Source organism: Clostridium zeae (genome assembly GCF_017312485.1).
Classification (GTDB): Bacteria; Bacillota; Clostridia; order Clostridiales; family Clostridiaceae; genus Clostridium_AR; species Clostridium_AR zeae.
Map to the genome: position 1 here is coordinate 309,358 of NZ_BMBA01000003.1, position 12,897 is coordinate 322,254.

The 12,897-nt window shown below is 30.4% G+C and carries 11 protein-coding genes; 1 reads left to right on the plus strand and 10 read right to left on the minus strand.

The genetic code is table 11. The features are described from left to right. Positions 1 to 13 precede the first annotated feature (13 nt). The 8 genes from J3477_RS16155 to J3477_RS16190 all read right to left on the minus strand — a co-directional run bounded on the left by J3477_RS16155 (position 14) and on the right by J3477_RS16190 (position 9,390). Complete coding sequence (locus J3477_RS16155; RefSeq protein WP_206870993.1) at positions 14 to 1,072, minus strand: Gfo/Idh/MocA family oxidoreductase; 1,059 nt, start codon at positions 1,070 to 1,072, stop codon at positions 14 to 16. A 15-nt stretch (positions 1,073 to 1,087) separates the two neighbouring features. Continuing rightward, complete coding sequence (locus J3477_RS16160) at positions 1,088 to 1,831, minus strand: DeoR/GlpR family DNA-binding transcription regulator (protein WP_206870994.1); 744 nt, start codon at positions 1,829 to 1,831, stop codon at positions 1,088 to 1,090. 373 nt (positions 1,832 to 2,204) lie between these two features. Further along, entirely contained in the window at positions 2,205 to 4,349 is a 2,145-nt protein-coding gene (locus J3477_RS16165; protein WP_371876604.1) for a sodium-translocating pyrophosphatase, read from the minus strand. Between the two features lie 719 nt (positions 4,350 to 5,068). Further along, complete coding sequence (locus J3477_RS16170; RefSeq protein WP_206870996.1) at positions 5,069 to 5,590, minus strand: GNAT family N-acetyltransferase; 522 nt, start codon at positions 5,588 to 5,590, stop codon at positions 5,069 to 5,071. Positions 5,591 to 5,783: 193 nt separating this feature from the next. Further along, positions 5,784 to 6,440: an MCP four helix bundle domain-containing protein gene (locus J3477_RS16175; protein ID WP_206870997.1), complete on the minus strand. Its 657-nt coding sequence runs from the start codon at positions 6,438 to 6,440 to the stop codon at positions 5,784 to 5,786. 277 nt (positions 6,441 to 6,717) lie between these two features. After that, positions 6,718 to 7,473: an AAA family ATPase gene (locus J3477_RS16180; RefSeq protein ID WP_206870998.1), complete on the minus strand. Its 756-nt coding sequence runs from the start codon at positions 7,471 to 7,473 to the stop codon at positions 6,718 to 6,720. A 190-nt stretch (positions 7,474 to 7,663) separates the two neighbouring features. Beyond that, entirely contained in the window at positions 7,664 to 8,725 is a 1,062-nt protein-coding gene (locus tag J3477_RS16185; RefSeq protein ID WP_206870999.1) for a MerR family transcriptional regulator, read from the minus strand. A 113-nt stretch (positions 8,726 to 8,838) separates the two neighbouring features. Then, positions 8,839 to 9,390: a phosphatase PAP2 family protein gene (locus J3477_RS16190; protein ID WP_206871000.1), complete on the minus strand. Its 552-nt coding sequence runs from the start codon at positions 9,388 to 9,390 to the stop codon at positions 8,839 to 8,841. 475 nt (positions 9,391 to 9,865) lie between these two features. Between J3477_RS16190 and J3477_RS16195 the strand changes: the two genes are divergently transcribed. Then, on the plus strand, positions 9,866 to 10,342 hold the full coding sequence (locus J3477_RS16195) for a chlororespiratory reduction 6 domain-containing protein (protein WP_206871001.1): 477 nt from the start codon (positions 9,866 to 9,868) through the stop codon (positions 10,340 to 10,342). Between the two features lie 229 nt (positions 10,343 to 10,571). Here J3477_RS16195 and J3477_RS16200 read toward each other — a convergent pair whose 3' ends face one another. Further along, on the minus strand, positions 10,572 to 11,753 hold the full coding sequence (locus J3477_RS16200) for a pyridoxal phosphate-dependent aminotransferase (protein ID WP_206871002.1): 1,182 nt from the start codon (positions 11,751 to 11,753) through the stop codon (positions 10,572 to 10,574). 254 nt (positions 11,754 to 12,007) lie between these two features. Beyond that, positions 12,008 to 12,835 carry a MetQ/NlpA family ABC transporter substrate-binding protein gene (locus J3477_RS16205; RefSeq protein ID WP_206871003.1) on the minus strand — a complete coding sequence of 276 codons (828 nt, stop codon included), beginning with the start codon at positions 12,833 to 12,835 and terminating at the stop codon, positions 12,008 to 12,010. Positions 12,836 to 12,897: the final 62 nt, after the last annotated feature.

Genomic DNA, 12,897 nt, shown 5'->3' on the forward strand with positions numbered 1-12,897 from the left:
AACTAATATGAATTTATTGAAATTTAATCCAGCTCTTTTTCTTATTGCTCTCTTCGGCTAATTCTATTATTTTTATAGTGTTTCTTGCTTGCTGTGGAGTTACGATAAGTTCTTCTTCACCTAATATAGCTTTATAAACATTTTTATAAAGTTCTCTATAATCTCCATGCTCGCTTTCAATCTTACCTACAATATGAATTCCATCTACATCTGTGTTTACAGTTCCCCACAATGCCTCTGGCTCAGCTCCCCAATTTTCTATATTATTAGGTTTTATTCCAGCTTTTAAATTTTCTTCTTGAACGTCCATGCCATACTTTACAAAAGACCCTTGTGTTCCTAATAGATTAAAATGAGGACCAACTTCCCTTACAAGCATGCCAGCTTTTAGTGTAACTTTTAGAGAATCATATTTAAGTATTACTTCAAAATTATCTATTGTCTTTCCGCCTTTTCTTTGAATTTCAAGATCAGCGAATATTTCCTTTGGAGTTCCGAATAATACCTGCGCTTGATCAATCAAGTGTGAACCTAAATCATAAAGAATACCTGACCCCGGTGCATCAGCTTCTCTCCAAGCATTTTCCTTAATGTAATTTCTGAATCTATCATAATGAGCCTCATATTCTACTAAGTCTCCTAAAAGCTTTTTATCAATAATTGATTTAACTGTTCTAAAGTCACTATCCCATCTTCTATTATGGTGAACCGTTAATATCTTTCCTGCTTTTTTAGAGATCTCAATTAATTTATCAGCTTCTTCAGAGGTAACAGTAAAAGGTTTTTCTACAAGTACATGTTTTCCTTTTTCTAAAGCCTTTTTAGCTAGCTCAAAATGAGCAATGTTAGGTACTGCCAAAACAATAAGTTCAATACTTTCATCTTCAAATATATCATCAATGTTTCCTGTTATTCTATCAGCGCTTATTCTCTGCTCCAATATGCTTATATTAGAAGGATTTTTTTCAAAGACCTTCTTTAACTTTAATCCTGGAATACTTGTTAGTACTGGTTCATGAAAAACCCTTCCAGCAACTCCAAACCCTATTAGCCCTACATTTATTTCCTTCATATTAAGCTCCTCCTTTTATACGATAATGGTTTCTATATTATTTTTTTGTAAGATAGCTAGCTTATTCTCTGATATTGCATTATCTGTTATAACAATCTTTACTTTAGATGTATCAACCACAGATGTTACTCCTACATTTTCAAATTTAGTAGAATCTGCTAGTACTATTATATTTTCAGCTCTATAACACATCTCTTTGCCAACCTCAGCTCTAAGGAAATCCCCGCAAGTAAAACCTAACTTTTCTGAAAATCCGTCTATTCCTATAAAGGCTTTATCTACCGCAATCATGCTTAAGCATAACTTAGCTAATGGTCCGACCATAGTTTCCGATTCTTCTTGCAATTCTCCACCCAGTAAAGTTACTTTTACATTCCTATTATTTTTCAACATTTCAGCTATATACAATGAATTTGTTATAATATGAATCCTATTTTTATTCGAAAGTTCTTTTGCTAAAACTGCATTTGTAGATCCTGCTTCTATGAGCACCGTCTCACCATCTTCTACTAATTTAGCTGCTTCTTTTGATATTTTAAGTTTATCTTCATATTTAAATATTATTCTCTGCTCTATGGAATCTGAAGTCATTTGAACCGCTCCACCATGAGTTCTTTTAAGAAGCCCCTCATTTTCTAAAACTGATAAGTCTTTTCTGATTGTGACTTCAGAAACTTTTAATTCTGATGATAACTCTTTTACCGTAACCGTGGGACTTTTAGAAATCAGCTCAAATATCTTTGTTTGCCTTTCGTTCAAAATCAAAACACCTTCTATTCTTAAAATATTTTTATACTATTAAAGTGCTATGTTGAAATTAATTATTCCCTTAAATGTAATATATCATTACTTTCAAATGAAATCAATATGATTTCATTCGAAATAAAATATTTCATTTTATTTTTTACTTTTGCAAAAAGCTTATTTTGATTAATGTTTATTTCATTTAAGCATAAGTTTATAAGTATGCTTTCAGATAAAGTTACTCAATTTGAAATCTATTTTTATAACTCACTAGGTTTATATATTTTACCCTGTTTTAAAAAACTTAGATTAAATAATTTTTAACACAAAAAAAAGGAAACAGCTCCTTTAAAGAAACTATTTCCTAATATAAAGTATTGAGATGCCACTATCTAAATAAAGCTACAAATACCAAAGTTATTGTACTTATAAGCTTAATCAAAACATGAAGTGATGGACCTGCAGTATCCTTAAATGGATCTCCAACAGTATCACCTACAACTCCAGCTTTATGTGCTTCAGAGCCCTTTCCACCCATGTTTCCAAGTTCAATATATTTCTTCGCATTATCCCAAGCTCCACCACTGTTGTTCAAGAATAATGCCATTACAACCCCTGCTATTGTACTTATCATTAAAAATCCTGCAGCTGCTTCTTTTCCTAAGAGCACACCTACTAATATAGGAACTGCTATTACAATAATACCAGGAACTATCATTTCTTTTAAAGCACCCTTTGTAACTATATCTACACAACTAGCATAGTCAGGTTTTGCTGTTCCTTCCATAATTCCAGGGATTTCTTTAAACTGTCTTCTTACTTCCACAATTATATACTGAGCAGCTCTTCCAACTGCTCTTATAGCTGTTGAACTAAATAAGAATACAAGCATAACACCTATAAAAGCTGCAATAAACACTTCTGGTTTTCCTATATCTACACTAAACCAAGAATCCAATGGCTTTCCTAATATCTTCTTAACTTCATCAAGATAAGCCGAGAATAAAAGGAAAGTTGCAAGTGCAGCAGATCCAACTGCATATCCTTTTGTTAATGCCTTAGTAGTGTTGCCACAAGCATCTAATCTATCAGTTATAGTTCTTACTTTTTCAGGTGCACCAGACATTTCTGCTATTCCACCTGCATTATCAGTGATAGGACCAAAAGTATCCATTGCTAATACGAATGCACAAGTTGAAAGCATTCCCATTGTAGCTATAGCAGTACCGTATAGTCCTGAATTAGCTATTCCCCCAAGAGCTGACTCCCCTAATTTATATGATACAAAAATTGCAACAGAAATAAGTAATACTGGTAAAGTGGTTGATTCCATACCTATAGAAATTCCAGTAATTATATTAGTAGCTGGTCCAGTTTCACAAGATTTTGCAATCTCTTGAACTGGTCTATGATCACAAGAAGTATAGTAGTTAGTCAAAACTACAAATGCATATCCTAGTGCTATACCAGTAACAGCACAACCATAAAGCAACCAATAATTTATTTCATTACCGTTAGGAAGAGTTCCTCCTAGCATGTACTTAACATTGAATATTAAAAGGATTAATACTATAATTGTAGTTATCCCATAACCTTTATTTAATTCAATCATAGGATCCTTACTTTCATCCTTAATATTTACAAAGAATATACCAACTATGGATGCTAAAATTCCTAATGCTCTTGCTACAAGCGGGAACAAGATTCCCTTAACTCCAAATACAGGATATAATGCAACACCAAGTATCATAGCACCTATATTTTCTGCAGCAGTAGATTCAAATAAATCTGCTCCCCTTCCTGCACAATCTCCAACATTATCACCAACCAAGTCAGCTATAACAGCTGGATTTCTTGGATCGTCTTCTGGTATACCAGCTTCAACTTTTCCAACTAAATCTGCTCCAACGTCAGCAGCTTTAGTATATATTCCACCGCCTAATTGAGCAAATAATGCTACAAGAGACGCACCAAAACCAAACCCAACAATTAATGATGGGGCTTCTTTTATTAGAACATCATCTCCAGATGCACCGCCAAATATTAAGAATAATGTTGATACTCCTAAAAGTGATAAAGATGTAACTGCAAGACCGGTTATAGTACCACCTCTAAAAGCTATTTGCAATGCTTTGTTTAAGCCTTTTCTAGCTCCTTCAGCAGTTCTTACATTACAGTTTACTGTCATGTACATTCCAATATATCCTGATATAGCTGAGCAGAACGCTCCTGTAACAAATGCGATTCCAGTATGCCATGCGATACTAAATGCATCTACGCCTTCTTTAGATTTGTTAGCAAAATAATCTGAACCTGTGATTATTATTAAAACAATTAATGCAATTATAGTTATGGTTCTATACTGTCTTTTTAAGAAAGCCATAGCTCCTTCTTTTATTGCTTCTGAAATTTCCTGCATCTTTTTATTACCCTTATCCTGCTTGAATATGTATTTTGCAAGATAAAGTATTACCAAAGCTGAAATCAAGACAACCCCATAAATTATGCCAAAATAAACTGTCACAAATAACATCTCCCTCATAATAGTATTATTAACTTATGATAGCGTACTAACATTACAATTATCCTAAGATGATTGTAACTCTTCATATGTTTATAATAGTAAGCATAAATTCATATGTTTGTACAACAAATACTTTTGATTAAAGAGATTTTTATTGAATTCAAGTGACTTTTAATACATATATAATGCGGTTATTAGATATACTATCAATAAAAACATTTAGCTTATTTCGTTGCAATATCACCTACTTTACATTAGTTTATATTAATTTTTTTATAACCTATAATCATTACTTGTCCTATATTAACAATATTCATATTACATATAAATTATTGTAATATTAATGACACGAACCTTATATTAATTAAAATATAAAGCGAAATCACTTCCACATTATATACCCTTTAGGATATTTTGGCAATTTTCAAAATATTCTAATATTCTTTAATTTAGGCCATAATAGTCAAAATCAGCCATTCTATATTAGTTAAAGGCTTATTTTTTTGAAAATGTTTACTTTTACAATATTTTACTTAGTTTTTGTATTATTGTTTCATAATTTTATTAGCTTCCCCTAGTATTCATGCCAACTTTGTATAAAATCACAAAAATAAAAAAGATCGCTGAAGTATCCTTCTTCAGCGATCTTTTTTTGCGCATCTACCTTTCCAAATGCATATGAGGAAAACTTGGCAGACTAATAAGTCTTATTTTTTTACTGTAGAGTATTATTTTCTAAAAGCAGCCATAACTATTTCATCATAGTATTTTCCTTCTTTAAATAACTCATCCTTAAGAACTCCTTCAACTATGAATCCACACTTCTCATAACTCTTTTGCGCTCTTTTGTTAAAAGAAAAAACAGCAAGCTTAACTTTGTTTATATTCATATTGTTAAATATAAAATCCAGAAGCACTTTCATAGCATCAGTACCATATCCCTTACCCAAGTAGTCCTTGTCTCCAATCATGATACCAACTGTAGCCGTACGAGCTAGCCAGTTTACCTTCTGAATACCACAGCCACCTATGTATTTCTTTGTTTGTATATCTTCAATTGCAAAGTTATATTCCCCTGTCTCTGTACTCTTTTGTGATTTTACCCATTCCTCTTCCTCCCATGAAGTCATAGGAAATGGTATTCCTGTTACTAATAATTTCTTAAGTTCACTATCATTTATCATTTCTACCGCTCTAGGTATATCTTCTTCTTTATAAGCTCTTAGGCATACCTTTTCTCCATAATACATAGCCCTTGTCCCCCTTTTATTTAAAGATATGATGACGAGAAAAGCCATTACTGACTAAATACGTATCACTTAGCCCCTATAGTTTTTAATTCAAATGTTAAAAATTAGTATATCATTTCCGAATTAAATTGTCATCTATTTACTATATATAGCTTGCCTAGTTCTACTCTACAAAATTTAATTGTTAATTGTATTAACTATTAATAAAATTTATTTGTTTTCTCCTCATAAGTACAGCTGAAACTAATCCAACGATAGTTACACAAAATATTGCATACAAATAATTATTAAATAAAATATTACTAGTGGTATATGCTTTTAATGAACTATCATTTACATAATCAATTATTTGTTTTATGGTGCCTTCTGTCCCAATACTCATTGGCGTAACATCTTGTACAAAATAAGAATCAGCTTTTGCATAATCGTTATTTTTTATTGAATTTACAACCTTTTCAACATCATTAGAATAAAGTTCTATATCCATATTTAGCACTTCAACTAATTTGTTTTCTTCTCCACCCATTGTTAACTTTTTATACTTTTCAAACTGCTTACTGTTCGAATCTAGCAGATTCTTTATATCCTCTTCTAAGTATCCATCATTCTCAATCTTATTCTTTTGATACACAAGCTTAAATAGATCGATTTTTATGTTAGAAAAGTTATCCTTTATATTACTTATAGTGTTTAAAGTTTCAAATTTGTCCTCAAATAAAACTTTCGAATTATTCTTTAGCATATACATTCCTCTAATACCTACGATATCAACTATTAATATAAACAACACCCCAAATATAAATGGTATTAATAATTGTTTTTCAGCTTTTGAGCTTTTAAGCTTCTTCATGTTGATTCCTCCAATTTTATGTATAAATTTATGTATTGATTTTAAGACAAAAACAGTTTATATTTTAACACATTTTACTTTATTAACCAGTTTATCAATATAATATAATTTTAATAATCTTCGCCCTGAATTACTCATATTACAATATTTCTTCATTTTTTTACTTCTTCACCTAATTTTTTCAGCACTTTATTTATAAACTAAGATATTTTCCTAACGAAATGTAGAATACAAAAAAACTCTTAAGTATTAATTCATACCTAAGAGTTTTTATATTCTAATCATAATTTTCTTCAATCAATATTTTCAGCATCTTTGATGGATTATTTAAAAAAGCTTTAGTTATATTATAGTGTTCCGTTTCATCATATCTAACTTCTTTAATACTATCACTTATTTCATAAATTATGGAATCAGGGTAGCTCATAAGAATAGGTGAATGAGTAGCTATAATAAACTGCGAATTCTTTTCTAAAAGAGTATGCATCCTTGCAATCATAGAAAGCTGTCTAGCTGGAGATAAAGCGGCTTCTGGTTCGTCCAATATATACAAACCACGCCCATTAAATCTATTCATAAAAACTGAAAAAAAGGACTCTCCATGTGATTGTTTATGAAGGGATTTACCTCCATAAGACATAAAAATACCTGGTGCATCTTTTTCTAATTCCTCTACATTTGTAGCTAGATTATAAAAACTCTCTGCCCTTAAAAAGAAACCATCTTGTGGTTTTTTTACCCCTTTTATTAGTTTAATGTTCTCATATAATTCTGAATGAGTATCACTAGTGGAGAAGTTAAAATTTATAGTTCCCCCTTCTGGATTAAAGCCGTACGCTGCAGCAATTGCTTCTAAAATTGTAGACTTCCCTGATCCATTCTCACCTACAAAAAAAGTTACTTTGGGATGAAAATCTAATCTATCTATGCTTCTCACAGCTTTTACACAGTATGGGTATTCTTCAAAAGAATCAATTCTATCCTTCTTTAATTCCATACTTCTTAGATACTGATTTATCTGTGATAAATTCATATATTATACTTAGCTATATTTTCATTTAAGCTAAGCTTCACTCCCTTCTATACATAATTATTAGGCAATGTTTAAGAATATTGTTGAAATTAATTTCAACACGTTGCTTTAACAGCACCATTTATTAAAATACCAAACTAACTTTTCTAGACCTTTACCTTCTACTACCTGTCTAGTAGATAGAATATCTTTATAAAAAATCATCTTCCAACTTAATTATTTCAACAATCCATGTTAAATTAACTATATGTTGATACTTAACCTTACAACCTAAAATTTCACTATACTTTTTTAACTTTTGAATATCACTATAATATTCATCCTCTATTTCTTCCCACAGATCAGGTCTTCCAGCTTGTATCAGGCTATCTCTCTTTTTTATCCTCTCACTATAGTTTTCAAACATTAAATCTCCTATGATTATTTTCCCATTTGCCTTTAAATATTTCAACATATAGTTTATTGCAATTTCTTTTTCTAAATCATTAAGATGATGAAAAGCATAGGTTGATGTAATAACTTCAAATTCATTCTCCTCAAAGGGCCTATCTAAGAAGTTTCCTAATCTTAATTTTAAATTAGGAAACTTCTCTTTTGCTTTTAAAAGCATCTCAATACTTTGATCCATACCTGTATAATCTATATTCTTATTAAGTTTGTTATATAAATTACAAGTACCACATCCTATATCTAAAATTTTACTTACTCTCTGTTCTTCAATCTTCTTTGCTATTATCTCTAATACATACTCATATTTTTCAAATAGATTAAGCTTATCATCTAAAATATCTTTTACTGACTTATCGTAGCTTTCAGCCCATCTATCAAATCCCCATTTATCTATCCAAGTCTTCCTATTTTTAAGATTGTTGTCCAAACATCTGTTTATATTGTTAAAATAGATATTTGAATTATCCTCTTCTGATACCAATGCATCATTTATGCTAGTGAGCAATGTATTCTTTATACTCTCTAATTCCCCCAGCCGTTTTTCAACTACCTTATATTGAACATTAAGTTCTCTCACCACTTTATTATCCAGAAACTTTTCTTCCAATATATATTTTACATTCTTTAGCGGAACTCCCAAATCTCTAAGTAATTTTGCTTGTTTTAGCTTATTTATATCCTCTTCATTATAATTTCGATAATCATTACTATCACGCTTTGCTACCACTATTCCATAATCCTCATATAATCTTAAGGTTTTAATGGATATATCCAATAATTTAGACACATTACCAGTATTCATAAAATCTCCCCTTAACAGAACCTAACTTTTGATAAATATTTTTTTAATAAAAAAGTTGCTGAAGTGACCTTTACATAAAAAATATAAACCCTGCCTAAAGGGCAAGGTCAATATCATTTTTGTATATTTTTTTGTTTATTTATATATTTATTAAATATATAAATAGTTAATAAACAGCTTAAACTTCCTAACACTATCCCACCCAATATATCTGAAGGATAATGCACATATAAATACAATCTAGAAAATGCTATCAATGCAGCAAGAAGATAAAATACCACCCTATATTTTCTAAAGCAATAAGACAGTATTCCAGCAGATGCAAATGAAGCTGTTGTATGACCCGATGGGAATGAATAAGATTTAGGTTTATTAATCAATAACTCCACTCCAGGAACATGAGTAAACGGTCTTGCGCGCTGAACTATATTTTTTATTATGATTTCTCCAAATAGTGCACCAAGCAGTATAGCCATCAGCAGCATAAAGCCTGATTTTCTATATTTTTTGCTACTAATTAGACCCAAGGCTATTGCTATCCATATGATGCCCCCATCCCCTAGATCAGTCAAAGCGATCATTATCTTATTTAACCAAGCTGAGTGAAGGTTATTATTTATGAAATCTAAGATTGAATTATCTATACTATATATTGCTGAAATCATCCTATCACCTACTTTATAACTTCTATTCTTAATCAATCCTAATTATATATACTTTAACTTAATATAGCCTTAAATATCTCTTTGTATCTATCTATACTTAACGCTCATACATAATTTAAATATAATGTTGCCAAATACGTATTAACGCATGTTTCAAAGACGTAATTATGTACTATAATATCACACATTTCAAGTTTTTTATCTTAATTTTTTATAAATTATCCATAATCAGGTTCTCGGGGATAGTTATTTATTCCTAGGAGATCCTAATCCGGATATTGAAACAAAAGTATTCGCTACACAATAATATAAATCAATAAAAGAATCAATTTCCAATTAAATTGTACTTTTTATAAGATTAGAGTATTGCATATGGTATGATAAATACTATAATAGATATAATAAAATTTAAAATATGGATATTATTATAAGGTAAGCTTGCATTTTAACCATTTCATTAAATAAGGAGGAACGAATGGTCAATTATTCAGACGATAGAAAATTACATCTAATGATACTAAATAAAAATTATATTGAAGCTTTAGACTTGCAAGAAATAGATAAGATGTTAAATGTTTTTAAACGAACTGGGATTAAAAAGTATAAAAACAATATAGTTTTTCAAATTGACGGCTACAATGATGATCCAAGAGAAATATTTGAAATTCCCGAAATTAAAGCTTTTTTCAAAAAAGTTTTTGATAAATATCCTTATATGTTATATTTCTTAAGTAACATAAATTCAAATGATGCATGGGTGCTAGCTTGCTTATGCAATAAACATCAAACCTGTAGCATAGTTGGAAAAAGAAATATCGATTTGAAGATGCAATTTGATAACAATGTATTATCTCAGATACTAAATCAAACCGTAGCATATATGATGCAAATACGCGAGAGCTCAAAAAGCATTTTGAAATTGAGAGTAAGACTTGCTTCTATGTTGTTATAAAATTAAATAATAACTATTTACAATACAAAATATATTGATAGTCCTAGATATTTATTAATAATAAGATTTGAGTGGCTATCGAAAAACGAGTATTGGTTAGTTTAATATGAATAAAGCCATGCATAATGAAGGAATTACCTACATATTTATGCATGGCTTTCGTATTATTTAGGACTTTTATACATTATGTAACAGCCCTTTTTATTCTTTAGAGGATTTTATAACTCAATTATTTAAACTCTTCTACTAGCTTTTCAAAAGCTTGAATTGAGTTTTCTATCATATCAAACTTAACACAATAGGACATTCTGAAATATCCTGGGCATCCGAAGCCGCTTCCTGGTACAAGAAGTAAATTATATTTCATAGCTCTTTTCACAAACTCTACATCATCTTCAATTAATGCTTTAGGGAACAGATAAAAAGCTCCTTGTGGTTTTACACATTCAAACCCTAGTGAAGTGATCTTTTCATAAAGAAAATCTCTTCTTTTTTCATATTCGCCTATATCAACCTTTGCTTTTAATGAATCAGCTATAACCTTTTGGAATAAAGCAGGAGCATTCACAAAACCTAGGGTTCTATTACAAAAACTTAGTGCTCCCATTAGTAAATCTATCTGTTCTATCCTGCTGCTAGCTGCTATATATCCTATTCTCTCTCCTGCAAGCCCTAAGGATTTACTAAAAGAATTTACTATTATAGCATTCTTAAATATGGATAATAGACTTGGGATTTTTATATTTTCATAAACTATTTCTTTGTAAGGTTCATCTGAAATCACAAATATATTTATTCCATATTCCTTTTCTTTTGCATCTATTATCGATGCAATTTTATTAAGAGTTGCTTCACTGTAAACTACCCCAGTTGGATTATTTGGATTATTTATAATAATAGCCTTTGTTCTGTTGTTTATGCTTTTCTCAAAGGCTTCAATATTAGGTTCAAAGGTCTTAGTATCAGGTGGCACTACTACAGTTTTTCCGCCATTATTATCAGCATAAAAATTGTACTCAACAAAATATGGAGCGAAGACAATAACTTCTTCTTCTGGATTTAATATAGACTTCAATACAACATTCAATCCTCCAGCTGCCCCTACAGTCATTACAATATTATTATAGGAAAGCTCAACTCCACTTTCTTCTTGTAAAAGTTTAGCTACCTTCTCTCTTACATCTACATAACCTGCATTACTCATATATCTATGGATTCCTTTTTCATCCCCTAGAATATGTTTTTTTAGTGACTCTGTAACTTCCTTAGGTGGTTCTGCATAAGGATTACCTATACTATAATCATAAACTTTATCTGCCCCATGAATTTTAGCTAGTCTTTCTCCTTCTTCAAACATCAATCTTATCCAAGATGAATTACTTAAATTAGTTATTACTTTTTTTGAAAACACTAAAATGCCCCCTTTTCTTACTGTATCAAATTACTTTTAACATCTATTATACTACTTTATACTTGGATTTTATAGGTAACGTACCCTAAAAGCATAAAAAGGTTTAATCAAGTTGCTGAGCTACATTATGATCTAAAGTAAAACTTTTCATAAATATAAAAAAGAGGGATCACATCCCTCTTTCTTCACCCTCTATAAATTTCTATCTATAATTATTTACCCTCTAAATGAACATAATTGAAAGTTTTTTATAATTAAAACACTGGTATAGATGAACCCTTTGTTGTTTCTTCTATAACTTTCTTAGTTTCGTCAGTTTGGTATACTTCTACAAGCTTCTTTAGTAGTGCACTATCCTTATCCTTTGTTCTTACAGCTATAAGATTAAAGTAATTTTTTGAACTCTCTTTCTTAGTATCCTCTATATAAATAGCATCCTTTAATGGAGCATAACCTGCATCAACAGCTACTCCATTATTTATAACAGCTATATCAACATCTTCAATAGATCTTGGAATTTGCGTTGCAACTAGTTCTGTTATATTAAGCTTTTTAGTATTCTCAACAATATCCTTCAATGTTGGCTTAATCCCTGTACCATCTTTAAGCTTAATTAGACCTGCATCCTGTAATAATAAAAGTGCTCTTCCTTCATTAGTGGCGTCGTTAGGAATTGCTACCTTTGCTCCATCCTTCAAAGTTTTTATATCCTTAATTTTCTTTGAATATATCCCCATTGGAGCTAAGACAGTATAACCTATAGAAGTTAAATCTAAGTTATGATCCTTTTTGAATTGATCAAAATAAGCTATAGTTTGAAATGCATTTGCATCAATATCTCCATCGTTAAGAGCTTGATTAGGTCTTACGTAGTCACTAAAGGTTACGATCTCTAACTGTATATTTTCTTTTGCTAACCTCTCCTTCACATTGTCCCATACTCTGTGATCATCTCCTGTAACCCCAAGTTTTATAACTTCTTTCTTTTTTTCTGCTGAAGCTGATTTCGCTCCACAGCCTGCTAATGCTGTTGCTCCAATTGTTAATGCTAATGCTATTGCCCCTAATCTTTTTATATTCATAATAAAATGCCCCCTATTTCTATATTTCTATATTTCTATTCATTGAATCTCTTTATCTTTAT

Coding starts and splice junctions, on each gene's coding strand:
- J3477_RS16165 (WP_371876604.1), bottom strand. CDS start 4,349: ATGTTATTTGTGACAGTTTATTTTGGCATAATTTATGGGGTTGTCTTG.
- J3477_RS16180 (WP_206870998.1), bottom strand. CDS start 7,473: ATGAATTTATCACAGATAAATCAGTATCTAAGAAGTATGGAATTAAAG.
- J3477_RS16195 (WP_206871001.1), top strand. CDS start 9,866: ATGGTCAATTATTCAGACGATAGAAAATTACATCTAATGATACTAAAT.
- J3477_RS16170 (WP_206870996.1), bottom strand. CDS start 5,590: ATGTATTATGGAGAAAAGGTATGCCTAAGAGCTTATAAAGAAGAAGAT.
- J3477_RS16205 (WP_206871003.1), bottom strand. CDS start 12,835: ATGAATATAAAAAGATTAGGGGCAATAGCATTAGCATTAACAATTGGA.
- J3477_RS16175 (WP_206870997.1), bottom strand. CDS start 6,440: ATGAAGAAGCTTAAAAGCTCAAAAGCTGAAAAACAATTATTAATACCA.
- J3477_RS16185 (WP_206870999.1), bottom strand. CDS start 8,725: ATGAATACTGGTAATGTGTCTAAATTATTGGATATATCCATTAAAACC.
- J3477_RS16190 (WP_206871000.1), bottom strand. CDS start 9,390: ATGATTTCAGCAATATATAGTATAGATAATTCAATCTTAGATTTCATA.
- J3477_RS16155 (WP_206870993.1), bottom strand. CDS start 1,072: ATGAAGGAAATAAATGTAGGGCTAATAGGGTTTGGAGTTGCTGGAAGG.